General features: G+C 70.2%; 20 protein-coding genes. 7 read left to right on the forward strand and 13 right to left on the reverse strand.

What is annotated here, in order from left to right; translation table 11 throughout:
* Nucleotides 1-37 precede the first annotated feature (37 nt).
* The gene (locus tag CRP56_RS24220; protein WP_097267279.1) at nt 38-376 is read left to right on the forward strand and encodes a histone-like nucleoid-structuring protein Lsr2; all 339 of its coding nucleotides are present in this window, start codon (nt 38-40) and stop codon (nt 374-376) included.
* A 9-nt stretch (nt 377-385) separates the two neighbouring features.
* Here the strand turns inward: CRP56_RS24220 and CRP56_RS24225 are convergent, their stop codons facing one another.
* Nucleotides 386-1,066, reverse strand: a complete 681-nt coding sequence (locus tag CRP56_RS24225) for an SCO3374 family protein (RefSeq protein ID WP_097267281.1) — start codon at nt 1,064-1,066, stop codon at nt 386-388.
* 430 nt (nt 1,067-1,496) lie between these two features.
* Here CRP56_RS24225 and CRP56_RS24235 point away from each other — a divergent pair, with 430 nt between their 5' ends.
* Nucleotides 1,497-4,022: an ATP-dependent Clp protease ATP-binding subunit gene (locus CRP56_RS24235; protein WP_059193963.1), complete on the forward strand. Its 2,526-nt coding sequence runs from the start codon at nt 1,497-1,499 to the stop codon at nt 4,020-4,022.
* Between the two features lie 59 nt (nt 4,023-4,081).
* Here CRP56_RS24235 and CRP56_RS24240 read toward each other — a convergent pair whose 3' ends face one another.
* Together CRP56_RS24240 and CRP56_RS24245 are read right to left on the reverse strand one after the other, a co-directional pair.
* Nucleotides 4,082-7,111 carry an NACHT domain-containing protein gene (locus CRP56_RS24240; protein ID WP_097267284.1) on the reverse strand — a complete coding sequence of 1,010 codons (3,030 nt, stop codon included), beginning with the start codon at nt 7,109-7,111 and terminating at the stop codon, nt 4,082-4,084.
* 60 nt (nt 7,112-7,171) lie between these two features.
* On the reverse strand, nt 7,172-7,768 hold the full coding sequence (locus CRP56_RS24245; RefSeq protein WP_097267286.1) for an HAD family acid phosphatase: 597 nt from the start codon (nt 7,766-7,768) through the stop codon (nt 7,172-7,174).
* Nucleotides 7,769-8,222: 454 nt separating this feature from the next.
* Here CRP56_RS24245 and CRP56_RS24250 point away from each other — a divergent pair, with 454 nt between their 5' ends.
* Nucleotides 8,223-8,789: a M23 family metallopeptidase gene (locus CRP56_RS24250; protein WP_097267288.1), complete on the forward strand. Its 567-nt coding sequence runs from the start codon at nt 8,223-8,225 to the stop codon at nt 8,787-8,789.
* A 14-nt stretch (nt 8,790-8,803) separates the two neighbouring features.
* On the opposite strand, the gene CRP56_RS24255 is transcribed toward CRP56_RS24250, so the two are convergent.
* Nucleotides 8,804-9,400 carry a TetR/AcrR family transcriptional regulator gene (locus tag CRP56_RS24255; RefSeq protein WP_097267290.1) on the reverse strand — a complete coding sequence of 199 codons (597 nt, stop codon included), beginning with the start codon at nt 9,398-9,400 and terminating at the stop codon, nt 8,804-8,806.
* 132 nt (nt 9,401-9,532) lie between these two features.
* Here CRP56_RS24255 and CRP56_RS24260 point away from each other — a divergent pair, with 132 nt between their 5' ends.
* A complete protein-coding gene (locus tag CRP56_RS24260) occupies nt 9,533-11,116 on the forward strand; it encodes an MDR family MFS transporter (RefSeq protein WP_097274409.1) in 1,584 nt (527 codons plus the stop codon).
* Between the two features lie 155 nt (nt 11,117-11,271).
* Here CRP56_RS24260 and cseC read toward each other — a convergent pair whose 3' ends face one another.
* From cseC to CRP56_RS24285, 5 genes are all read right to left on the reverse strand, one after another.
* Entirely contained in the window at nt 11,272-12,618 is a 1,347-nt protein-coding gene (gene cseC, locus CRP56_RS24265; protein ID WP_097267292.1) for a two-component system sensor histidine kinase CseC, read from the reverse strand.
* An 11-nt stretch (nt 12,619-12,629) separates the two neighbouring features.
* Nucleotides 12,630-13,334 (reverse strand): two-component system response regulator CseB, encoded by a 705-nt coding sequence (gene cseB / locus CRP56_RS24270; RefSeq protein WP_097267294.1) that lies wholly within the window; start codon nt 13,332-13,334, stop codon nt 12,630-12,632.
* 112 nt (nt 13,335-13,446) lie between these two features.
* The gene (locus tag CRP56_RS24275; protein WP_373559671.1) at nt 13,447-14,169 is read right to left on the reverse strand and encodes a hypothetical protein; all 723 of its coding nucleotides are present in this window, start codon (nt 14,167-14,169) and stop codon (nt 13,447-13,449) included.
* A complete protein-coding gene (locus CRP56_RS24280) occupies nt 14,154-14,705 on the reverse strand; it encodes a SigE family RNA polymerase sigma factor (RefSeq protein WP_097267296.1) in 552 nt (183 codons plus the stop codon). The genes CRP56_RS24275 and CRP56_RS24280 overlap by 16 nt, the downstream gene beginning before the upstream one ends.
* 237 nt (nt 14,706-14,942) lie before the next feature.
* Entirely contained in the window at nt 14,943-15,914 is a 972-nt protein-coding gene (locus tag CRP56_RS24285; RefSeq protein WP_097267298.1) for an A/G-specific adenine glycosylase, read from the reverse strand.
* Between the two features lie 437 nt (nt 15,915-16,351).
* On the opposite strand from CRP56_RS24285, the gene CRP56_RS24290 reads away from it, so the two are divergent.
* A complete protein-coding gene (locus CRP56_RS24290) occupies nt 16,352-17,182 on the forward strand; it encodes a hypothetical protein (RefSeq protein WP_097267300.1) in 831 nt (276 codons plus the stop codon).
* A 79-nt stretch (nt 17,183-17,261) separates the two neighbouring features.
* Here CRP56_RS24290 and disA read toward each other — a convergent pair whose 3' ends face one another.
* From disA to CRP56_RS48485, 3 genes are all read right to left on the reverse strand, one after another.
* Nucleotides 17,262-18,386 (reverse strand): DNA integrity scanning diadenylate cyclase DisA, encoded by a 1,125-nt coding sequence (disA, locus tag CRP56_RS24295; protein ID WP_097267302.1) that lies wholly within the window; start codon nt 18,384-18,386, stop codon nt 17,262-17,264.
* Between the two features lie 81 nt (nt 18,387-18,467).
* Nucleotides 18,468-19,877, reverse strand: coding sequence for a DNA repair protein RadA (gene radA / locus CRP56_RS24300; RefSeq protein WP_097267304.1), 1,410 nt, complete (start codon nt 19,875-19,877; stop codon nt 18,468-18,470).
* Nucleotides 19,878-19,934: 57 nt separating this feature from the next.
* Nucleotides 19,935-20,615 carry a hypothetical protein gene (locus tag CRP56_RS48485; protein WP_257040962.1) on the reverse strand — a complete coding sequence of 227 codons (681 nt, stop codon included), beginning with the start codon at nt 20,613-20,615 and terminating at the stop codon, nt 19,935-19,937.
* Nucleotides 20,616-20,865: 250 nt separating this feature from the next.
* Here CRP56_RS48485 and CRP56_RS24310 point away from each other — a divergent pair, with 250 nt between their 5' ends.
* Nucleotides 20,866-22,563: a BACON domain-containing protein gene (locus CRP56_RS24310; RefSeq protein WP_373559673.1), complete on the forward strand. Its 1,698-nt coding sequence runs from the start codon at nt 20,866-20,868 to the stop codon at nt 22,561-22,563.
* Between the two features lie 104 nt (nt 22,564-22,667).
* Here the strand turns inward: CRP56_RS24310 and CRP56_RS24315 are convergent, their stop codons facing one another.
* Nucleotides 22,668-23,462, reverse strand: a complete 795-nt coding sequence (locus tag CRP56_RS24315) for a hypothetical protein (protein WP_257041979.1) — start codon at nt 23,460-23,462, stop codon at nt 22,668-22,670.
* Between the two features lie 203 nt (nt 23,463-23,665).
* Between CRP56_RS24315 and CRP56_RS24320 the strand changes: the two genes are divergently transcribed.
* Nucleotides 23,666-24,598 (forward strand): Ppx/GppA phosphatase family protein, encoded by a 933-nt coding sequence (locus tag CRP56_RS24320; protein ID WP_097267310.1) that lies wholly within the window; start codon nt 23,666-23,668, stop codon nt 24,596-24,598.
* Nucleotides 24,599-24,620: the final 22 nt, after the last annotated feature.

Genomic DNA, 24,620 nt, shown 5'->3' on the forward strand with positions numbered 1-24,620 from the left:
GACCCTGGTCCTGAAGTTATCGATGAAAGGAAATCCGGTGGCACAGAAGGTTCAGGTCCTTCTTGTCGACGACCTCGACGGCGGCGAGGCGGACGAGACCGTGACGTTCGCGCTGGACGGCAAGACGTACGAGATCGATCTCACGACTGCCAATGCGGACAAGCTCCGTGGCCTTCTCGAGCCTTACGTGAAGGGCGGTCGTCGTACCGGAGGCCGTGCTGCGGGCGGTCGCGGAAAGACGCGCGCCGCTTCCGGCGGCGGCAGCCAGGACACCGCGCTGATCCGCGCCTGGGCGAAGGAGAACGGCCACGACGTGAACGACCGCGGTCGTGTTCCCGCGGCCATTCGCGAGGCCTACGAGAAGGCCAACGCCTGAGCGCGACGCTTAGGAAAAGGCAGGTGGCTGAGCGCACGCGCGCAGCCGCAGACGGTGGCACTGCGTGGCCACCGTGTCCAGCACTCTCACGAGATCGGGGGCGCCCCCACCGCCCCCCAGTGCCGACAGCGTCGGCAGCGAGGCCTCGACCTCGCACCCCGCCTCGGGGGGCCGCAGCCACACGGCGGCCCCCTGCAGGGCGCCGTACGCGCTCCGAATGAGCAACGGCCGAAGGCCGGTGGAGTTCGGCTCCAGAACGCCGGCACCGCCGGGCGGCGTCACGCCGCTGTCGGCGGGCAGGGGCGCGGTCATCGTGTCGCCCTCGCCCAGCGTGCTCAGGTCGAGCCGCAGGGACCCCCACTCCAGCCAGTCCAGGACCCCGGGCACCTCCTCCGCGCTGCCCGCGGCCAGCAGCAGCCGCATCCGTCCGTCCTGTACGGCCACCGGAGAGCCCGGCGCCAGATGCCGCAGCGCGGCCAGGCCCGCCTCGACCGGCACGTCCAGGACGTCGAACAGCGGGCCCACGAAAAGTCGTACCGGAGTTCCCGGGCCGTCGGGCACCGTCGGCCACCCCAGATCGTTCTCGTACCACCGGCGGACCTGATCGCTCGCGTCGAGCGGCCGGCGGGGGAGCGGGACCGTGGGGGCCGCCGGGAGCGGAGGGGCGGCCGGGGGGAGGGTGCCAACCATGCCAAGTGCAACCGTCCGAGGAGCGTGCGAGTTACGCTGGGTGTTCCGGTGAATGCGCAGCGTGGCGAAAGAGGGGGCGTCCCGGGGTGTGAGGGGACGCAAGGTTGTTCGCCCATAGCGGAGGGAACCGGGGCGCTCGGCATGGAGTGTCAGTCCCAGCGGGTAAGACATCCCTAGTGGGAGGGGGCGACACGCAGGACAGGCCGTCTCACGTTCGCCATCGGCGTACTGACAGTAGGGGTAACTGCCTGGCCTGCGGGAACATCGTCTCGCACCATCAGGTTGGAGCAGATGTCGGCGTTCGGGGTCAGGAGGCCATCGACGGTGTCGGCAGTTGGAATGAGCGGTCCCCGCTTGCGGGACTAAGCTGCGGAAGGACAGGGAGGGGAAGTTCCCCCCACTGCCTGACCGCTCTGAGGAGCGATTAACGATGTTCGAGAGGTTCACCGACCGCGCGCGGCGGGTTGTCGTCCTGGCTCAGGAAGAAGCCCGGATGCTCAACCACAACTACATCGGCACCGAGCACATCCTCCTGGGCCTGATCCACGAGGGTGAGGGTGTCGCCGCCAAGGCCCTTGAGAGCCTCGGGATTTCGCTCGAGGCGGTCCGCCAGCAGGTGGAGGAGATCATCGGCCAGGGCCAGCAGGCCCCGTCCGGGCACATCCCCTTCACCCCCCGTGCCAAGAAGGTCCTGGAGCTGTCGCTCCGCGAGGCCCTTCAGCTGGGTCACAACTACATCGGCACGGAGCACATCCTGCTCGGCCTGATCCGCGAGGGCGAGGGCGTCGCCGCCCAGGTCCTGGTCAAGCTGGGCGCAGATCTCAACCGGGTGCGGCAGCAGGTCATCCAGCTGCTCTCCGGTTACCAGGGCAAGGAGACCGCCACCGCCGGCGGGCCTGCCGAGGGCACCCCCTCGACGTCCCTGGTCCTCGACCAGTTCGGCCGGAACCTCACCCAGGCCGCTCGTGAATCCAAGCTCGACCCGGTCATCGGGCGCGAGAAGGAGATCGAGCGGGTCATGCAGGTGCTGTCCCGCCGTACCAAGAACAACCCGGTCCTGATCGGTGAGCCCGGCGTCGGTAAGACCGCCGTCGTCGAGGGCCTCGCCCAGGCCATCGTCAAGGGCGAGGTGCCCGAGACCCTCAAGGACAAGCACCTCTACACCCTCGACCTCGGCGCGCTGGTCGCCGGCTCCCGCTACCGCGGTGACTTCGAGGAGCGCCTGAAGAAGGTGCTCAAGGAGATCCGCACCCGCGGCGACATCATCCTGTTCATCGACGAGCTCCACACGCTCGTGGGTGCGGGTGCCGCCGAGGGCGCCATCGACGCGGCTTCCATCCTGAAGCCGATGCTGGCCCGCGGTGAGCTCCAGACCATCGGTGCCACCACGCTGGACGAGTACCGCAAGCACCTGGAGAAGGACGCGGCCCTGGAGCGCCGCTTCCAGCCCATCCAGGTCGCCGAGCCCTCGCTCCCGCACACCATCGAGATCCTCAAGGGTCTGCGCGACCGCTACGAGGCCCACCACCGTGTGTCCATCACGGACGAGGCCCTCGTCCAGGCCGCGACGCTGGCCGACCGGTACATCTCGGACCGCTTCCTGCCGGACAAGGCGATCGACCTGATCGACGAGGCCGGTTCCCGGATGCGCATCCGCCGGATGACCGCGCCGCCGGACCTCCGCGAGTTCGACGAGAAGATCGCGGGCGTGCGTCGCGACAAGGAGTCGGCGATCGACTCCCAGGACTTCGAGAAGGCGGCCTCTCTCCGCGACAAGGAGAAGCAGCTGCTGGCGGCGAAGGCCAAGCGCGAGAAGGAGTGGAAGGCCGGCGACATGGACGTCGTCGCGGAGGTCGACGGCGAGCTGATCGCCGAGGTCCTCGCGACCGCCACCGGCATCCCGGTCTTCAAGCTGACCGAGGAGGAGTCCTCGCGTCTGCTGCGCATGGAGGACGAGCTCCACAAGCGGGTCATCGGCCAGAAGGACGCCGTCAAGGCGCTCTCCAAGGCGATCCGTCGTACGCGTGCGGGCCTCAAGGACCCGAAGCGTCCCGGTGGTTCGTTCATCTTCGCCGGCCCGTCCGGTGTCGGTAAGACCGAGCTGTCCAAGGCGCTCGCCGAGTTCCTCTTCGGTGACGAGGACGCGCTGATCTCCCTCGACATGTCGGAGTTCAGCGAGAAGCACACGGTCTCGCGTCTCTTCGGTTCGCCCCCCGGCTACGTGGGCTACGAAGAGGGCGGCCAGCTCACGGAGAAGGTCCGCCGCAAGCCGTTCTCGGTCGTCCTCTTCGACGAGGTCGAGAAGGCCCACCCGGACATCTTCAACTCGCTGCTGCAGATCCTGGAGGACGGTCGTCTGACCGACTCCCAGGGCCGGGTCGTGGACTTCAAGAACACGGTCATCATCATGACGACCAACCTCGGCACCCGGGACATCTCCAAGGGCTTCAACCTGGGCTTCGCGGCCCAGGGCGACACGAAGTCCAACTACGAGCGCATGAAGAACAAGGTCTCGGACGAGCTCAAGCAGCACTTCCGGCCCGAGTTCCTCAACCGTGTCGACGACGTGGTCGTCTTCCCGCAGCTGACGCAGGAGGACATCCTCGCGATCGTCGACCTGATGATCGGCAAGGTGGACGAGCGCCTCAAGGACCGGGACATGGGCATCGAGCTCTCCCAGTCCGCGAAGGAGCTGCTGTCCAAGAAGGGTTACGACCCCGTCCTGGGCGCGCGGCCGCTGCGTCGCACGATCCAGCGCGAGGTCGAGGACACGCTCTCCGAGAAGATCCTCTTCGGCGAGCTGCGTCCCGGTCACATCGTCGTCGTGGACACGGAGGGCGAGGGCGACGCCCAGACCTTCACGTTCCGCGGCGAGGAGAAGTCGGCACTGCCGGACGTTCCGCCGATCGAGCAGGCGGCCGGTGGGGCTGGGCCGAATCTGAGCAAGGACGCGTAAGCCGTAGGGCGATGCGTTGAAGGGGCCGGTGCCTTTGGGCGCCGGCCCCTTCAGTTTGCCTACCGCAGGTCCAGGTTGATCTCGATGCCTGGGAAGAGGCCTTCGTAGAGGGCGGGGGAAATGGGTTCGCCGGGGCGGCTATGGAGGGTTACGGAGCGGAGGCCAGGCAGGTGGGGGACGAGGGGCGAAAGGTCTTCGGCGCCGTGCATGTTCGCGATTTGCAGCACTTCGATGCCGGGGAGTTCGGGCATGGCCTCGATGGAGTGCGGGAAGTCGCGGATGATCTTCGCGTTCAGGAAGAGGTGCGTCAACTCCGGGAGTTCCGTGACTTCCCGCCAGTCGGCGACGGTCAGTTCGGTGGTCAGCGGGCCGAGGCTGAGAGTTCGCAGGGTGGCCCAGTGCCGCAATCCGCGCAGACCGGTGTGATCGGTGGCGCCCGCGCTCAGGAGGAGGAACTCCAGGGAGGAGTCGACAGGCAGGGCATCTGTGAGAGCGGTACCTGGCAATCGCCCCGCGGAGAGAAAGCGGATTCCCCTCAGAGAACGCAGCTGGGAAATGTCGCCGATATCGGAGAAACCGAGACCGGTCAGTGTGGTGAGTCGATCGAGGCCTTCCAGGGTCGGGCCGCCGAACACAAACAACCTGTCGAGCGAGGTGAGCGGCAGCAGGGCGCTGAGATCCGTGAGAAGCGGGTTGTCCCACAGGTTCAGTTCCGTCAGCGCCTCGGGCGCGGGCAGGGAGGCCAGGATGTCCTTGGCGGAGTGGGCGCCTTTGAACGTCAGATAGGGCCAGGGACGCATCCGGCCAAGCGCCGCTCGCTGCTCAGCCGACGCACAGATGATGAAGAGATCCCTACGGTCAAGGTGGTCCAGAACCTCCACCGCGTACTCCTCGGCGTCGAACCGGTCCCACGTCCCCACGAGCTGACGCCGGACATCGAGATCCGGATGCTCACGGAACCGCCTCAGCACCGCCAATGCCCCGTCGGGCTCCTCCCCGCCGAGGATCGAGGCGGTGACGGTGACGGCGAGGGCCTCCTCGGGGGTCAGTCCGTCTGGGCCGGGCAGCAGTTCCAGGACCAGCGGCCCGGCCTCCGCGAGGGTTTTCGCCTCCGCGGCCGTCCGGGGTGGGATCAGCGCGGCCGCCTGTGACTCCACGGCCGCCTTGACCGCCGCGTCCACCACCGTGTCGTGCTCCAGGGAGGACAGAGCCAGCAACGTCAGCCGGGGTGTCTCCCGTGCCAGCAACTGCCGTAGCAGCGCAGCCCGTTCGCGGGGCCGGGCATGGGTCACCGCCAGGCGGATCACGTCCTCCCACTGGGTGTCGTCGGCGTGGCTGAGCAGGACGTCGAGGTGGCCCTCCTCGACCGCGTACCGGGCGCCCAGGTAGTCCTGGAAGGTGCGGTGGACGAAGTCCACGACTCCCAGGGCCGGTTGGCGGAGCAGGCCGCTGCGCAGCAGCAGGGCGCGGAGCACGGACGCCGCGCCACCGCGCGCCGAGATCGACGGCAGGCAGCGCTCCACGATGGCCTCGGCCGTCTCGACGTCCATCTCCGTGCGAGCGCTCAACACGAGGGCGTAGGCGAGGCGTTGGAGAACCTCCAGCTGCGCGTTCTCGCCCAGCTCCTCCTCGCCCAGGCCCCGCTCCCGGTCGCGCCGGGTGAGCAGCATCGTGAGGGCCGCCTCGTACAACTCCTCGCGGCCTCTGGGGAGGTAGCCGCGCCGGTCGCGGTGCAGGGCGCAGATCAGGCCGCACATCAACGGGTTGGTGGCGAGGCGGGCGAGGTCGCGTTTGGTGCGCAGGGAGTCCAGTAGCGGGCCCTCGTACTCCGGGGCCTCCGCCGCCGTGTGCCAGCGGTGGACGAAGGTCGCGACCTCCGGGCGGCGCATCGGGGCCAGGAGCAGTTCGTGGAAGCCTTCGGCCGCCAGCCAGTCGGGGCGTACGGCGGTGGGGCGGGAGGTCAGGAGCCAGCGGTTGCTGCCCGGGAAGGCGTGGATGAGGGCGAGGAGCCAGTCGCGGGTGCGGGTGCGGTCGGGGGCCGGGATCTCGTCCAGGCCGTCGATCAGGATCAGGCCCCGGCCGGCCGTCAGGACGCGTTCGGCCCAGCCCTGCGGGGGAGTGAGGGGGCAGCTCACGGCGTTCAGGAACTCCGCCGGTGTGGGCAGGGTGCCCGTGCGGATCAGTGTGCGGAGGGGGAGGACGAACGGCACGTGGGCGGCCTCCTTCGCCGCCGTCACCGCCAGCCACTGCACCAGCGTCGTCTTGCCGGAGCCCGCGTCGCCGCGCAGGAGGGCGCGGGCGTGGGTCAGGAGGGCGTCCTCGGCGGGGAGTTGGACGGTCAGCGGGCCGGCGGGGCGTTCCTCCGGGAGGGTCCGTTCCTCGACCGTCGTCGCCTCCAGGCTCAGATACGCCACCTCCAACGGCCACCGGTCCGGGGAGTCGCGCAGGTCGATGCCGTAGATCGTGATGTGGTTGTGGCGGTCGGCGATGTGCTGGAGGTAGCGGCGTTCGAAGGCGCGGTCCTCGGCGCCGGCGCGGGGGGTTCGGGACAGCAGCTCGTCGGTCTTGGCGATCAGTACGGCCTGGTTGCGGGTCTGCTCGACGAGGGTGCGGGCTACGAAGGTGGACCTGCGCGTGAAGAACTCCAGGATCTGGAGGCAGGCCCACTCCGTCGCGGAGTCGAGGAAGTAGCCGGCGTCGGTGGACAGGCCGGTGGGGGGAGGGACCGTACGGGCGAGGGTTCGGGCCAGTTCCCAGTGGCCCAGGTGCACCGCCTGTACGTCGTCCATGTCCAGGTCGCCCAGGGCCAGCAGGCGGGCGGTCAGGGCGTCGACGACGGCCGGTTCCTCGTCGGCGGGGAAAGGGGGCTCGCCGGGGGATTCGGTGGCCGCGGTGACCATGCGGCGGGCCAGGGCGCGGACCTCCTTCTCGCCGAGGGTGCGCTTCTCGCCGCGGAAGGAGACCAGGGAGGACAGGCGTACGGGCTTGTCGGTCAGGCCCGCGCCCGGGGCGTCCGGCGCGAAGAGTTTGCGCACCAGCGACGCCATCAGGCTTGACGCCAACTTGCTGCCGAGGACCGCCGGGTCCATCCGCCTCACCCCCGTGATCGCGTCAACGGAGGTGAGGATATCGGCAGTTGACCAGGTCGGTCAGGAGAGCTGACCGTCGTAGTCCGGGAGCTTGTACGTCTTCTCGGCGTGGCCGCCCGAGAGGTCGGTGGCGCTGTTGCCGATGTTCGCGATGATCGTGTAGCCCTTGTTCTCGATGTCGACGCGCTGGGCGGTCTTGTAGGCGGCGACGTCCTTGAACAGGTCGATGAAGCTGCGGACGTAGAGGCCGGAGACGTCGTAGCCGACGTGGTCGAGGTTGTAGTCCGTGACCGAGCGGATGATGCCGGGGCGGGCCGTCACGAAGAACAGCGAGACGCCGTGCTCCTGGGCGTACTGGGCGACGTTCAGGACCGGCTTGTTGGCCGGCTGCGGGTAGCTGAAGCCGAAGTCGGTCTCCAGGGTGGTGTTGTCTATGTCGAAGACGATCGCCTGCTTCTCTCCGGGCTTGGGGGCGGCGATCCGCTGCTTGAGGTACGGAAGCGCCTGGTTCATGACCGTCTGACAGTCCTGCTGCCAGGTCGCGTAGTCGACGTCCTCGGTGGTCGCCGCGTCGGCGGGCGCGGCGAGTGCGACGAGGGCCGCCGTGGAGACGGCGGTGACGGTCATGCGGCGCACCAAGGGGCGTCTGCTCGTCATGGGTGGGGGGTCCTCTCACGTCCGGTGCTGCTGCCGTTGACGGGGGCATGGTGCTTGGCGTGGGTGGCGCGAGGGGAACCGTAGGGTTACTGGGGGGTAAGTGGGAAGAGGTCGTGCGGAGTAGCCCCCGTCACATCTCCCCGTCAGTGGATCTCCACGCCCGGTGACATGCCGCACAGGCGATTTGTCCCTTACTAAGGCGCTTAGTGATGGGTCTGATGCGGACGAAAAGGACTTTCGGCCTACAACCTCTGGCGCTATCTCACCGTCTTGGGTGGATTCGTCCCAAGTGGTGCCTCTGTCAAGAAAGCGGAAGTTTTCGGATGAAGTACTAGCTTCCGTCGTAGACAGGTGGTTTGGGCGTTTCGGGAGGTCGGGGTTACCAAGGGATGCCCCATCCGGCGGATGCCTGTGCGTCGGGTGGCTTTTCTGTCCCCGTCCCCATGAGGTTCCGATGTCCCCGCGTATTGCTTCCCGTTCTTCCCGTATGTCCAAGCTCCGCACCCGCGCGGCCGTGGTGGCCGTCGGCCTGGGAGCCTCGGCCGTGCTGGGGACCGGGGTCGCGGCGGCCGCCGAGACCGGCGTCCCCGCCAAGAAGGCCGCCTCCTGGATCGACCCGGTGAAGAAGTACACGCTGAGCGCGAGCTTCGCGCAGGCCGGCAGCATGTGGCAGTCCACCCACAGCGGGCAGGACTTCGCCGTGTCCAGCGGTACCAAGGTCTTCGCCGCGCACGGCGGCACGGTCGTCAAGGCCGGCGGCAATGGTGCCGGTGACGGTCCCGCGTACGGCAACGCCATCGTCATCAAGCACGGCAACCGGCTCTACTCGCAGTACGCCCATCTCTCGCGCATCGAGGTCAAGGTCGGCCAGGTCGTCAAGACCGGTCAGCGCATCGCCCTGTCCGGCAACACCGGCAACTCCAGCGGTCCGCACCTGCACTTCGAGATCCGTACGACCGCCAACTACGGCTCGGCCGTCGACCCGGTCGCCTTCCTGCGCTCCAAGGGCGTCACCGTCTGAGACCCGGACAGGCCCTAGCCCTTCGCGATGCCCCGGTGGGCCTGGGTGACCAGGTCCGCCGCCACCTCCTGGACCGCCTTGCGCTTCTGTTCCGCGTCGCCGGGCAGGTCCTGGAGGAAGAACATCCCGGCGTGCAGGGTGAAGATCGCGCTGATGTAGCGGACCTGGTCGACCAGGTCCGCCGCCGGGTCGATCATGATGTCGCGCAGGCCCTGCATGCGCTCCTTGAAGGTCTCGCCGACGCGCAGTTCCCGTACCGTCGCCTGGTTCTCCTGCATGAAGCGGAACAGGGGGGTGGCGTCGGCGAGGATGTCGCTGTAGCGCCGTACGATCTCCTGCTTGGTCTCCAGCGTGTGCGGCTGCTGCTTGCCCCACTCGATCAGGTCGAGGATCGGCTGGGTCAGATCGTCGAAGATGCTGACCAGGATCTCTTCCTTGGTCTTGAAGTGGTAGTACAGCGCCGCCTTCGTGACCTCCAGCCGCTCCGCGATCTCGCGCAGCGACGTCTTCTCGTAGCCCTGCTCGGCGAAGAGTTCGAGCGCTACGTCCTGGATGCGCTGGCGGGTGTCCCCGCGGCGCCGCTGCCTGGTGCCGTCCATGGTGCCGCCCATCCTCGCGCACTCCTTGACTGGGGAAACGTGCTTGGAACAAAACTTACTTGACGCCCGGCTAGTTACGGGTCTACCTTCCCTCAGTGTAGTTAACTAGCCGGGCGGCAAGTAAGTGCCGGGGGAGTGGGAATGATGGCGGACACACAGGCAGCCGAGCCAGCGGTACCGGAAGACGAGAAGCAGCCCAGGAGCGTGCGGGTCGTCCTGCTCGCCCTGATGATCACGATGATGCTCGCGATGCTCGACAACATGATCGTGGGCACCGCGATGCCGACGATCGTCGGCGATCTGGGCGGACTCGAACATCTGTCGTGGGTCGTGACGGCGTACACCCTCGCGACCGCGGCCTCCACGCCCGTGTGGGGCAAGCTCGGCGACATGTACGGGCGCAAGGGCGCCTTCATGACGTCGATCGTGATCTTCCTGATCGGCTCCGCGCTCAGCGGCATGGCGCAGGACATGAGCCAGCTCATCGGCTTCCGGGCCGTTCAGGGCCTCGGCGCCGGTGGTCTGATGGTCGGCGTCATGGCGATCATCGGTGACCTCATCCCGCCGCGGGAGCGCGGCAAGTACCAGGGCATGATGGCCGGCGTCATGGCGCTGGCGATGATCGGCGGACCGCTCGTCGGCGGCACCATCACCGACAACTGGGGCTGGCGCTGGTCCTTCTACATCAACCTGCCGCTCGGCGTCGTCGCGCTGACCGCGATCAGCGCCGTACTGCACCTGCCGAAGAAGCGGGCCAAGGCGCGCATCGACTACCTCGGCGTCGCCCTGCTGACCGTCGGCATCACCTCGATCGTGCTGGTCACCACCTGGGGCGGCACCGAGTACGCCTGGACGTCCGCCCGGATCATGGAGCTCATCGGCATCGGCGTGACCTCGCTGATCGGGTTCGTGTTCTGGCAGACCAAGGCCGTCGAGCCGGTCGTGCCGCTGCACATCTTCCGCAGCCGCAACTTCACCCTGATGTCGGTCATCGGCTTCATCACCGGCTTCGTGATGTTCGGCGCGACCCTCTATCTGCCGCTCTACCAGCAGTCCGTCCAGGGCGCCTCGGCGACCAACTCGGGCCTGCTGCTCCTGCCGATGCTCGGCGCGATGCTGGTGACCTCGATGGTGGCCGGACGGGTGACCACGAACAGCGGGCGGTACTACGTCTTCCCCGTCCTCGGCAGCATGCTGATGGTCGTCGGCCTGTACCTGCTGTCGCTGATGGACACCGGCACGTCCCGGTTCACCTCCGGGGTGTTCATGGCCGTCGTCGGTCTCGGCATGGGCTGCCTGATGCAGATCACGATGCTGGTCGCGCAGAACAGCGTCGAGATGAAGGACATGGGCGTCGCCTCGTCGTCCACCACCCTCTTCCGGACGCTGGGCTCGTCGTTCGGCGTCGCCATCATGGGCGCGCTGTTCAACAACCGGGTCCAGGACGTCATGGCCGAGCGCGGTGGAGCGGCCGGCGCCAAGATGACCGAGCAGTCCGCGCAGCTGGACGCGGCGAGCCTGGCGAAGCTGCCGGACGCGCTGCGCGAGGCCTATCAGCACGCCGTGTCCTCCGGCACCCACTCGGCGTTCCTGCTCGGGTCCGTCGTCGCGGTGGTCGCGCTGGTGGCGGCCGTCTTCGTGAAGGAGGTCCCGCTGAAGGGCGCGGGGCCGAAGACGCAGGACGCGGATGCCGCCGCGGCTCCGGCGGCGATGGTCGAGGCCGTCTGATCCGCACAGGCGCAGATGAGCTGAAGGCCCCCGGTCGGTGTCCGCCCCGGGGGCCTTCTTCATGTCGTACTTCGTGTCCTACTTCATGGCCTACGAAGATCTTCATGCCCTACGACGATGCCGGCGCCCAGTGCCACCATCGACCGCAGGGAGCCTCACGGCATCAGCGGATAGCTCCCCGTGTTCGTCGGCGCGTGTTCCGGCAGCCACAGCACCGCCACCGCGCCCTCCGCCCGCACGCCGTTCGGCGCGCCCGCCGGGCGGACGTTGCGGAAGGTGAGGCGGGCGCCCAGCACCCGGGCCTGGCCCGCGGCGATGGTCAGGCCGAGGCCGTGGCCGTGCCCCGCGCGGTCCGCGCTGCCCGTGCGGAAACGGCTCGGGCCCTCGGCGAGGAGGTCCTCGGGGAAGCCGGGGCCATGGTCGCGGACGCGGATGACCCGGCCCTCGACGGTGACCTCGATCGGCGGCGCGCCGTGCCGCGCGGCGTTGGCTAGCAGGTTGAACAGGACGCGCTCCAGGCGGCGCGGGTCGGTCGTGACCATCGACTCGTGCACCACGCGGACCTCGATGTCCGGGTCCTTGGCCGCCACCCGCCGGCTGACGAACTCGCCCAGCAGGATGTCCTGCAGCTCCGCCCGCTCCGACGCGCTGTCGAGGCGGGCCACCTCCAGCACGTCCTCGACGAGCGTGCGCATCGCCTTCGCCCGGTCCAGGACCAGTTCCGTGGGACGGCCGGGCGGCAGCAGCTCGGCCGCCGTGAGCAGGCCGGTCACCGGGGTGCGCAGTTCGTGCGCGATGTCGGCGGTGACCCGGCGCTCGGCCTCGATGCGCTGCTGCAGCGCGTCGGTCATCGCGTCCACCGCGCTGGCCAGGTCGTCGGTCTCGTCCCGTACGACACCGCCGATCGCGTCCCGCACCCGTACGTCCGTCTCACCGCTCGCGACCTGCCCCGCCGCCGTCGCCGCCTTGCGCAGCCGGCTCGACAGGCGGCCGCCTATGAGCACGCCGAGGGCGCTGCCGCCGAGGACGACGGCGATGGAGCCGATCACCAGGGCCTGGTCGAGGTCCTTGAGGATGTCGGTGCTGCGGTCGGTGAACGTGGTGTGCAGGGACAGCACATTGCCGTTCGCCGCCGGGACGGCGGCCCAGATGTCCGGCTCGCCGCCCGGCCGGTCGGTCACATACGTCGCCCGGCGCCCCTGCTCGACCTTCTCCCGCAGCTCTCTCGGCAGCGAGGAGTCGTTGATCTTGACGTTGGGGAAGGGGTTCGGGCGTTTGTACTGGTCGTAGTTGCGCTGGGCGATCTGGATGCGCTCGTCCGCGAGGTCGCGGGCGTTGTCCAGCATCGAGACCCGGGCCGCGTTGTGCACGACCAGGCTCAGGGCGATCGCGACCAGCGCGCCGACGAACGCGATGGCCGCGCTGAGCTTCCACCGCAGTCCCGTACGGATGCCCGCGCGCTCCAGTCGCGCCGGGACCAGGCGCTGCATTGTCCCCCGCATGTCCGCCCCGCTCAGGCCTTCAACTTGTAGCCGAAGCCACGGACCGTCTCGATGCGGTCCTGGCCGATCTTCGTCCGCAGCCGCTGCACATGGACGTCCACCACACGCGTGTCCCCGCCCCAGCCGTAGTCCCACACGCGCTCCAGGAGCTTGTCGCGGGACAGGACCGTACCCGGCGCGGAGGAGAACTCCAGGAGCAGGCGCATCTCGGTCGGGGTGAGCGCCACCGGCTCGCCGGCCCGGCGCACCTCCATGCCCTCGGTGTCGATCTCCAGCTCGCCGAAGGTCAGCACCCCGCCGTCCGCCGCGGCCGCGGAGTCGTCCGCCCGCTCGCCGCCGCCCGCGTGCCCGAAGCGGCGCAGCACCGCGCGGATACGGGCGACCAGCACGGCGCCGTCGAACGGCTTCGTCACGTAGTCGTCGGCGCCGGCCTCCAGGCCCAGCACCACGTCGATGGAGTCCGCGCGCGCCGACAGCATGATCACCGGCACGGTCGACTCGTCCCGGATGCGCCGGCACAGGCTGACGCCGTCCAGGCCCGGGACCATGACGTCCAGCAGGGCGATGTCGGGGCGGTCGGCCCGGAACGCCTCCAGGCCCGACAGGCCGTTGGGCATCGCGGTGACCGCGAAGCCGTCCCGCTCCAGGGCGAGCTGGGTGGCCTCGCGGATGACGTCGTCGTCCTCGACGAACAGAACGTGAGTCTGGTCTGCCATCCCGCTGCTCTCTGTCCTTGGTCCTGCGTTGTGGTCTCGCGTGGTCTTGCTGTCGAAAGGTGATCGTTCCGAACGGCCCGATCGGTTCACGGAATCCGGGGCTTCTCGAAATTCAGCTCGTCGGCACCGGCGTCGGCGTGGTCTCGGCAGGGCCTTCGCTCGTCTTGCCGTACTCGCTGTACTGGTCCCAGCGCTTGACGAACCGCCCCGCCGTCCAGTGGTAGATGAACACGTACTCGCCGGAGGGTGCCGCCACCGCGTCGCCCTTCTCGTACACCTGCTTGTCCACCACCAGGTCACCCCGGTCGATCTGCGCGTAGACCGGGGGCTCCTCGGCCTTGAACACATTCTCGTACGCGCCGTCCTGAAGGCGATACACGTACGCCCCTATGCCGATGATGTCGCCGCAGGTCAGCACGTTGACCACGACGTCGCGCGCGGTTCCGCCGGTCAGGTCGCCGGAGGTCACGTCGACGGGCGGGTCGTCGCCGGTGCAGGGCTGGAGGTCGTTCTTGACCTCGGCCGAGACCGAGGGGTCGTCCTTGAGCAGCTGGGCGGCCTCGGCCTTGGTCAGATTGCCGGAGTACGAGGCCTTCGCCGAGGGCGCGGCGCCCGCGGCCATCTCCGAGCCGGCGGAGGTCTCGACATGGGCCGGACCCTCGTCACGGGTGCCGGTGCCTCCGGTGGCGCAGGCGGAGACGAAAAGGGCAAGGGCGGCGAGTACGGCCACCGCCGTCATCGCCGCCTGGAAAGCGCCCCGCCCCGGTGCGGGGTCGGGGTCGGCGCCGAATGTCCCGTCGGCGCCGCGAGCCCTGTCGGTCAGGCCGCCGTGCAACGCTCCCGCTCCTCACGCTCCAGCGCGCGTGCGTCCAGATCGCGGCTCTCCAGCTCCTCGCGGAGCCGGGCGAGGGCCCGGTGCAGCGTGCTCTTGACCGTACCGGCCGACATGCCGAGGGCGGCGGCCGTCTCCTCCGTGGACATCTGCTCCCAGTGTCGCAGCACGACCACGGAGCGCTGCTTGGGGGCGAGCACCTTCATGATGTCCATCAGCAGGGCGCGGTCCGCGTGCTGCTCGGTGGCGTCGTCGACCGAAGCGTCCGGGAGCTGCTCGGTCGGCACCTCCTCCAGCTTGCGGGCCCGCCACCACTCGGTCCGGGTGTTGATCATGACCCGGCGCAGATAGGCGTCCGCGAGCCGCTTGTCCTCGATGGTCTCCCAGCGGCCGTACGTCCGCGCCAGCGCCGTCTGGAGCAGGTCCTGCGCGTCGACGGGGTCCGGGACCAGGCGACGAGCGCTGCGCAGCAACGCGTCCTGCCGGGTGCGGACGTACTCCTCGAACTCGAGCACCTCTGCCACCTCGCCCTGCGCCATGATCGACCGCCTCCATCCCCGTTTCCGACTCGCCTGCCGTCGGTTCCTCATTGCCTGTGTGCCGCCGTCCTTGCGGTACGCCAATGAAGCTACGGAGCTGTTGTCACGGGGCTGTGCGGAGCAGCGCGCGGCTAGCCCTCGGCTGTCCGTCGGTTGTGTAACGGAAGCAGGAAAGGGGTAAACCGGCGCAGCGAATGGCGCCGGTTTGGGCTGATTTGGAGAGGTGTTTGCACGGCGTTACGTCAACGGCAGCCGATACAAACCACCGGGCAGAGGCTCCACGAGCCCGTCCGCGACGAGGCCGTCCAGGGCCCGCGCGCGCTGCACCGGCTCGTGCCACACCCGGTCCAGCGCGGCCTGCGGCACGGGCGCGTGCGCCTCGCGCAGCACCGCCAGCAGCTTGCCGCGCACCTGGCGGTCGGTACCGGCGTACGTCTGTCCGCGCCGCGGCGGACCGTCGTGCTCCGGCTTGCCCGCGAGGCGCCAGGCGCACTGCGCGGCGATGGGGCAACGGTGGCAGGACTCGTTCTTGGCGGTGCACACCAGCGCGCCGAGCTCCATGGAGGCGGCGGCCCAGCGGGAGGCGGTGGACTCGTCCTCGGGCAACAGGGCGCGGGCCAGCTTGCGTTCGGCGGCGGTGGTGGCGTTCGGCGGGTACTGCACGCCGGTGACGGCCCGCGCGAAGACCCGCCGGACGTTGGTGTCGAGGACGGCGTGCCGCTGGCCGTAGGCGAAGGAGGCGACGGCCGCGGCCGTGTACTCGCCGATGCCGGGCAGCGCGAGCAGCTGGGCGTGGTCGGTGGGTACGTCCCCGCCGTGCCGTTCCGTTATCGCCACGGCGGCGCCGTGCAGCCGCAGCGCGCGGCGGGGGTAGCCGAGCCGGCCCCAGGCGCGCACGGCCTCGCCGGGCGCCTCCTGGGCGAGGTCCGCGGGGCGCGGCCAGCGGGCCAGCCACTGCTCGTAGACCGGCAGGACCCGGCTGACCGGCGTCTGCTGGAGCATGAACTCACTGACCATCACCCCCCACGGCCCGGCGTCGGGGCGGCGCCACGGCAGATCGCGGGCGTGCTCGTCGAACCAGTCGATGACGGGGGCGTGCAGATGCGCTCCGGCGGCGTCGGCGTCGACCTGAGCGCCGACTCGGGCGACGGCTTCGGCTTCGGCTTCGGCTTCGGAGAGGGCGGGGGACTTGGTGATGGGCGCAGTCATGGCCTTCCGATCCTGCCATGCCGGACAGGGGACGCGGGGGCACCGCCACCCCTCAGGCGTACGGCAGTCCCTGACGGTCGACAGCAGTGCCGTTTCTCCGGGCACTTGTGACGTCGGCCGGTTGAACGCCCTCTTCCGTATACGCCAGAGCCGTGGCCAGAGGTGCAAGGGACGCGATCGCGAACCGTGCGCTGTACCCACGTAAGAGTGTCGTGGGCCGGTCGGTGATGGCGGAACAGCGCCCGGTGTCCTCGCCCTCCGTGGTCACGGAACGTAGACGGCGGGCCGAAATGGTCACACCCCGCGATCATCAGGTGCCGCACCCGACGAAAGGCAGGGGGCGAACGCCCGCGTCCGGAATGATGATCCGGAAAAGTTGTGATCCCCCGCGGCGGGTAGGGCCAGCGCGGGCGCCGATCTCTCGTACAGTTTGCGCCGTGGGATCTCTGCGCAATCCGGTCGGGCCGCTTCCCTCCTCCATCTACTGGCGACGGAGGGCCGTACTGCTGTCTGTATTGGCCCTGTTGGCACTCCTGATCGCCTGGGTGGTCACGTCGGACGGCGGTGGCGGCAACAACGGTGCCGACGGGTCCAACGGCAAGAATCCCGCGCCCTCCATCACCCCGGGACCGTCGAGTTCAGGGCCCGCGATCAGTCAAGCGCCGGGCGGGCGCGACGAGTCGAGCGGTGGCGGCGACGGCGGTGGGTCCGGCTCCGACGACGGGTCCGGTGACGGCGCCGGCTCGACCGCCGGGTCCGGAGGCTCGGGGTCCGCGGGCTCCGGCGGCTCGGAAGGCGGGACAGCCGGTGGCGGTGCGGGCAGTGGCGTCGGTCAGGACGACACCGTGCCGGCGGGCTCGACGCTGCCCAACTGCACCAGCGGCGCGGTGAAGTTGACCGTGCGCAGCCTCCACAACGGGTACGGCCCCGGTGAGACGCCCACGCTGCTGGTGACCGCGGCCAACTCCTCCGGCAGTGACTGCAAGGTCGATCTCGGGCCGAAGAGCGCGGTGTTGACGATCACTCAGGCCGCGGAGGACGACGAGTACTGGTCGTCCGCCGACTGCCCGAAGACCGCGGGGAGTCTGGTGTTCCGGGCGCCTGCGGGCAGCAGCATCACGTACACGGTGAAGTGGGACCGGAAGCCGAGTGCTCCGCAGTGTGCGACGCCTCCAGCGGGGTCGGCGGGAGCGGGGACGTATCTGGTGGAGTTGGCTGCTCCGGGGTACGCGAAGGTGCAGACGTCGTTCGTGTTGGAGAGCGACTAAGGGGCGGCCAGGGTGGGTTGCCTGTCGTGTGCGGCTCCGTGGGGGCTTGTCGCGCAGTTCCCCGCGCCCCTATAGGCCCTTATACGTAGCGTTCCAAGATCGAGCTCTCGGCCAAGCGGGACAAGCCCTCCCGTACGCTCCGCGCCCGTGCCTCGCCGACGCCGTCCACCGTCTGCAAGTCGTCCACGCTCGCCGCGAGGAGCTTCTGCAGGCCGCCGAAATGTTCCACCAAGCGGTCGATGATCGCGCCCGGGAGGCGCGGGACCTTTGCCAGCAGGCGGAAGCCGCGCGGGGACACTGCCGAGTCCAACGCCTCCGGCGAACCCGTGTAGCCCAGTGCCTTTGCCACCGTGGGGAGTTCGAGGAGTTCGGCGTGGGTGAGGGCGTCCAGTTCGTACAGGGCCTCTTCGACCGTGCGGGAGCGCTTGGCCGTGGGCTCGGGGACGTAGTCCCGGACCACCAGTTCGCGTTCCGGTTCCACGCCCGCGATCAGCTCGTCGAGCTGGAGGGCCAGGAGGCGGCCGTCCGTGCCGAGCTCGACCACGTACTCGGCGATCTCCGTCGCGATGCGGCGGACCATCTCCAGGCGCTGGGCCACCGCGGAGACGTCCCGGACCGTGACGAGGTCCTCGATCTCCAGCGCTGACAACGTTCCCGCGACCTCGTCGAGGCGGAGCTTGTACCGCTCCAGGGTCGCCAGCGCCTGGTTCGCGCGGGACAGGATCGCCGCGGAGTCCTCCAGGACGCGGCGCTGGCCGTCGACGTAGAGGGCGATCAGGCGCATCGACTGGGAGACCGAGACGACCGGGAAGCCGACCTGCTTGGACACCCGGTCCGCCGTGCGGTGGCGGGTGCCGGTCTCCTCCGTCGGGATCGTCGGGTCCGGGACCAGCTGGACGCCGGCCCGCAGGATCTTCGACAGGTCCGTGGACAGCACGATGCCGCCGTCGAGCTTGCACAGCTCACGCAGGCGCGTGGCCGTGAACTCGACGTCCAGGACGAAGCCGCCCGTGCACATCGGCTCCACCGTCTTGTCGAAGCCGAGCACGATGAGCCCGCCCGTGTTGCCGCGGAGAATCCGCTCCAGGCCGTCGCGCAGGGCCGTGCCGGGTGCCACGGCGCTCAGTGAGGCGCGCATCAGGCCATCGGCACCGGAGCTCCCGCCGGACTTTCCGGGAGCTGCTGCCCGGTCGTTGGCTGCCACTGCACTCCTCCGGTCGCAGGTCTTCTGGCGCTCCCCTTTCGTACATGCGGTTCGTACGGACGGGCGAGACCAGGGCAAAGTCTACCGGCGCTCCTCCTCGTCCCGTGGGGCCTCTCGCCGACGCGAGCGCGGAAGGACTCTCAGGGCGTCCCCTATGTCGGCGACTTCCAGGACCTTCATACCGGGGGGGATCTTGCCGGGGTCGCCCGGCACGAGGGCGTGGGTGAAGCCCAGACGGTGGGCCTCGGACAGTCGGCGCTGGACGCCCGTGACCCGTCTGACCTCGCCCGCGAGGCCTACTTCGCCGATCGCGACGAGGTTCTTGGGCAGCGGGGTGTCGCTCGCCGCGGAGGCCAGCGCGAGGGCGATGGCCAGGTCCGCGGCGGGCTCCGAGAGCTTCACTCCGCCGACCGTCGCGGAGTAGATGTCCCGCTTGCCGAGGGCGCTGATCCGGCCCCGCTGCTCCAGGACGGCGAGCATCATCGAGACGCGGGAGGTCTCCAGACCGGACGTGGTGCGCCGGGGGGAGGGGATCTGGGAGTCGACGGTGAGGGCCTGGACCTCGGCCACCAGCGGGCGGCGGCCTTCCAGGGTGACCGTCAGACAGGTGCCGGGGACCGGTTCGTCACGACGGGTCAGGAAAAGTCCGCTCGGGTCCGTAAGGCCCGTAATGCCCTCGTCGTGCAGTTCGAAGCAGCCGACCTCGTCCGTCGCGCCGTAGCGGTTCTTGACGCCCCGGACGAGACGCAGGCGCGCGTGCCGGTCGCCCTCGAAGGAGAGCACCACGTCCACGAGGTGCTCCAGCAGGCGTGGGCCCGCGATCGCGCCGTCCTTGGTGACATGGCCCACCAGGAGCGTGGACATGCCGCGTTCCTTGGAGGCCCGGATGAGTGCGCCCGCGACCTCGCGGACCTGGGCCATGCCGCCGGGGGCGCCGTCGATCTCCGGGGAGGCCACCGTCTGCACCGAGTCGAGGATCAGCAGCGACGGCTTCACCGCGTCCAAGTGGCCGAGGACCGCGGCGAGGTCGGTCTCCGCGGCGAGGTACAGATGGTCGTCGATGGCCTTGATGCGGTCGGCGCGCAGCCGGACCTGGCTCGCCGACTCCTCGCCCGTGACGTACAGCGTGCGGTGCTCGTCGCTCGCCGACTTGGCCGCCACGTCGAGCAGGAGCGTGGACTTGCCCACGCCGGGCTCGCCCGCCAGCAGCACGACCGCGCCGGGGACGAGGCCGCCGCCCAGGACGCGGTCCAGCTCGGGCACGCCGGTGGAGCGGGCGGTGGCCTGGCGGCCGTCCACCTGGCCGATGGGCAGGGCGGAGGTGGTGACGCGGCCGGGTGCCGTCGTGCGCACCGCGGGCGCGCCGTACTCCTCGACCGTCCCCCATGCCTGGCATTCGGGGCAGCGGCCGAGCCACTTCGCCGTCTGCCAGCCGCACTCGGTGCAGCGGAAGGCGGGGCGGTCCTTGGCGGTCTTCGTACGGGCAGCCATGGACGAAACCGTAGCCGCCCGCACTGACAACGTCCGCCAGGGCTCAGTTTCCGCGCCTCACCTCCGGACCTCCGTGCAGGCGACCTCCACGTCGGCGCCGTACGGCTCGATCGTGGTCTTCGTGCCGGTCGTGGTGCCGGACAGGCACAGCGAGCCGCCCATCACGCGCAGGTCAAGTGTGAACTCGACGCCCCCACGCGCGCGTTGCGGGCCGTCGATGCGCTCCTCGAGGTAGCCGAGCTTGCGTAGGACCCCGGCGACGTCGCCCGGCGCCGGGTCGGCGGTGCCGGCGGCGAGGGCCTTGGTGATGCGGCGGGTGTGCTCGCGGGCCTCGCACTTCTCGACGGAGCTCAGCTCGATCTCCTGCCGGGCCTCCTCGGGGTCGCGCGGCGCGCTCGTGGGCGGCGGCTCGTCGGGGAGGGGCAGTTCGTCGGGGACGGATATATCAGCAGGAATCGTGGCTTCCGACTCCTCCGGGGGCATCGCGGTCGGAAGCTCCGGTGCGCACGGCTCGACGACCGTGTTGAGGAGCATCATGAACGCGAGGAACTCGGAGTCGCCGGACTCGTCGTCGGCCGGGTCGGGCCGGGGCGTGGCGGCAGCGGAGGAACCGGGCCGGACCTGGTCGACCTCGGTCCGCGCGGACGCGTCCGCGGCCCGTTCGGTGCCGCAGCCCGCGAGCGCGAGCCCGCACAGCGCGGTCAGTGCGGCTATGGGCAGCAGGGAAATTCGTCTCATGCCGGAAGTCTGTGAGCGCGCAAGAGACCGGACATGAGTACGACTACTCAGGAGATGGCGTGCCTCACACTCAGTGCGGCGCATCGGCCGCCGGGCGGTGCGCGCCGTCGGTAACCGGCCACCGCTGTCAGGAACAAGCCACGGAACGAAGGGTTCCTGTCCCCTTATGAGGGATCGTTTCACCCGTACGGAGTAAAAGTGCTCAAGGTGGGAGAAGGGGCGATCGCCCGCGTCCTACCGTCCACGGGTGATGAGCAGCAGTCCGGAGACCTCGACCCGCACCACCGGCGCACATCGAGCGCAACGGGAGGCGCGCGATCGCGGTGCCGCGCGCACATTGGCGCAGCGGCCGCCCGCGCGCTACGAGCCGTACCTGGACGGCCTGTTCACCTACTGCCTGTCGGTGCTGTGCGACCACGACGCGGCCACCGCCGCGCTCGGTGACGTCCTCGCGCTCGCCGAGAAGCGCCGCGGCCCGGACGCGGCGGGCGACCGCCGGGCCTGGCTCTACGCGCTCGCCCGCTGGGCCTGTCTGCGCAAGCTGGCCGAGGCCAAGCAGAAACGTCAGGCCACCCACGCGGCGGGCCGCCACGCCGGCGACCGGAACACCGTCGACCGCAAGGCAGCCCCGCCCGTCTCCGAGGAGGTCCAGGAGGCGCGCCGGCGTGAACTCGCCCTGCTCGCCTGGCCGGAGGCCGCCGGCACCACCCCGGAGCAGCGCGAGGCCCTCGAACTCGCCGTGCGCCACCACCTCGCCGCCCACGAGGTCGCCGCCGTCCTCGGCATGGACCTGGCCGCCGCCCGTGAACTGCTCTCGGCCGCCGCCTGCGAGGTCGAGCGCACCCGCGCGGCCCTCGCCGTAGTGGAGACCGGCACCTGCCCGGGCGTCGCCCGCCTCACCGGCGACCAGCTGGTGCTCAGCACGGCCGTGCGCCGTGAGCTGGTCCGGCATGTCGACGACTGCCCGCGCTGCCGCCGTACCGCCGAGCGCGCGATCACCGGCCGCTGGCCCGGCGCGAGCGTCACCCCCTCGGAGCTGCCCGTCCTGGAGGCGCCCCGCGCGACCCTGCATGTCGCCATGGCGCACCTCCCGCGCGCGCGGGGTGCGTCCGCGCCGCGCTTCGACCGGCGCGGCTTCCCGATGGACCCCAAGGACCGCGCCGCCCGCCGGGACCGTCTCCGCGCGCGTGCCGTCACCACGACCGTCGTCGCCACCGTCGTCGCGGCGCCGGTGCTGGCGCTCTGGGCCGCCTACCGAGGCACTCCCACCGCCGAGGGCGGCGAGGGCCGCTCCGCCTCCGCCAGCGAGGCGCGCGGCCCGGACGGCCTGGACGGCGAGGCGGTCGGGGACGGCTACGAGAACGCGGGCAACGCCAGCAGTCAGCCCGGCGACCGCTTCGCCAAGGGCAACAAACCCGATGTGTCCGTGGAGGTCATCAGCGTCGCGGGCGCCGGCAAGAAGGGCGCCGGTCATCTGGAGGTGGCGGCCGCCAACAGCGGCGACACCACGCTGATCACGCTCACCGCGACCGGCGAATCCCCGGTCCGCTGGTCCGCGACCACCGGCGCCTCCTGGCTCTACCTCAGCCAGTCCGCGGGAACCCTCGCCCCCGGCGACTCGTTGACGATCAAGGTGTACGTGGACCATCTGCGCGAGCCGTCCGGCTACTGGAGCGCGCGGGTGGCCGTGTCACCGGCCGGCGCCGTCGTCTCCATCGAGGGCTACGGCACCGCGCCCACCCCGACCGGCCCCCCCGCCGACCCGCCGCCCTCGTCCGACGACCCCGACCCGACCCCCAGCACCTCAGCGCCCACGGACCCGACGCCGAGCGACCCACCGCCCTCGTCGCCGGACCCGGACCCGACCCCGACCGACCCGACCCCGTCGGACCCGGCGAGTTCGCCGCCGCCCAGCGACAGCGGCGACCCGAGCCCGTCGACGTCGTAGACCGGTCGCCGATGGACCCGGTCGTGGGCCGGCCGCCGAGGGAATCGGTCGTGGGCCGGCCGCCGATGGACGGTCAGAGCGACGACCGGTCGCCGATGGACCGGTCAGCCCGCCGGATCCGCGGGATGCGGTGCCAGCAGGGGCAGCTGCGAGGCCAGCCGCTCCTCGCACAGCTCGACCAGCCGGTCGTAGCCCGCCTTGCCCATCAGTTCGGTCAGCTCCGGGCCGTAGGAGACGTACACCGGGTCGCCCGCGCCGTGCGCCGAGGTGGCCGACGTGCACCACCAGTGCAGGTCATGGCCGCCCGGACCCCAGCCGCGCCGGTCGTACTCACCGATCGAGACCTGGAGCACCCGCGTGTCGTCGGGCCGGTCGATCCAGTCGTACGTCCGCCGCACCGGAAGCTGCCAGCAGACGTCCGGCTTGGTCTCCAGCGGCTCGCGGCCCTCCTTTATGGCCAGGATGTGCAGCGAGCAGCCCGCGCCACCGGCGAAGCCGGGACGGTTCTGGAAGATGCACGAGCCCTGATAGGGGCGGGTCTGCCGGTCGCCGTCCTCGTCCTCCGAGATCCAGCCGTGTTCCCGGCCCTCGTCATGGAACTGCCAGATCTCCGGAGTGAGCCTGGCCACATGCCCGGCCACCCGCTGCTCGTCGTCCTCGTCGGAGAAGTGGGCGCCCAGTGTGCAGCACCCGTCGTCCGCGCGGCCCGCCTGGATGCCCTGGCAGCCGCTGCCGAAGATGCAGTTCCAGCGAGAGGTCAGCCATGTCAGATCGCACCGGAAGACCTGCTCGTCGTCCGCCGGATCAGGGAACTCCACCCACGCGCGCGCGAAGTCGAGCCCCTTCTCGTCCGCTGCCCGGGCCTTCTTCGACATCTTCGGCGACTTCACCTCGGTCATCAGCTGTGACTTCTGGGAGTCCGCCGACGCTGCCGACGACTTCGCCGACGACTTCACCTGCGACTTCGCCTGCGAAGAAGCGCCGGAGGCAGTGGCGGCCTGCTCATTCTTCGCCTTTTTGGTCTTTGGCACGCGTCCAGGGTAAGTCGCCCAGGACGACTCCGGGGACGGCGCACGGCTTGCCTGGCAGTAGCGTTCCGTACATGAGACTCGGTGTCCTCGACGTGGGATCGAACACGGTGCATCTCCTGGTGGTGGATGCACACCCTGGCGCGCGCCCGCTGCCCGCGCACTCGCACAAGGTCGAGCTGCGCCTCGCCCAACTCCTCGACGAGGCCGGGGCCGTCAGTCCCGAAGGCGTCGAGAAGCTGATCGCGGTCGTCAAGGAGGCCCTCCAGGCCGCCGAGGACAAGGGCGTCGAGGACCTTCTGCCGTTCGCCACCTCCGCCGTGCGCGAGGCCAGCAACGCCGACGACGTCCTCGCGCGCGTGCAGACCGAGACCGGCGTCGAGCTCCAGGTCCTCACCGGCGCCGAAGAGGCCCGTCTCACCTTCCTCGCGGCCCGCCGCTGGTTCGGCTGGTCGGCCGGGAAGCTGCTCGTCCTCGACATCGGCGGCGGCAGCCTGGAGATCGCGTACGGCATCGACGAGGAGCCCGACGCGGCGGTCTCGCTGCCGCTCGGCGCGGGCCGCCTCACGGCCGGCTGGCTGCCGGGCGACCCGCCGGACCCGGAGGCGATAAGGGCCCTACGACGTCATGTCCGCGCCCAGATCGCCCGCACGGTCGGCGAGTTCAGCCGCTTCGGCGCCCCCGACCACGTCGTCGCCACCTCCAAGACCTTCAAGCAGCTGGCCCGCCTGGCCGGCGCCGCCCGCTCCACCGAGGGCCTCTACGTCCAGCGCGAGCTGAAGCGGGAGTCCCTGGAGGCGTGGGTACCGCAGCTGGCGGGGATGACGGTGGCACAGCGCTCCGAGCTCCCGGGAGTCTCGGAGGGCCGAGCCGGCCAGCTGCTCGCGGGGGCGCTGGTGGCGGAGGGCGCGATGGACCTGTTCGGGGTGGAGAGCCTGGAGATCTGCCCCTGGGCGCTGCGGGAAGGCGTGATCCTGCGGCGACTTGATCACATGGGCTCGGTGTGACGCCCGCCCGTGGCGTACCCCA

Origin of the sequence: Streptomyces sp. TLI_55, from assembly GCF_900206255.1 — a bacterium.
Taxonomy (GTDB): Bacteria; Actinomycetota; Actinomycetes; order Streptomycetales; family Streptomycetaceae; genus Streptomyces; species Streptomyces aquilus.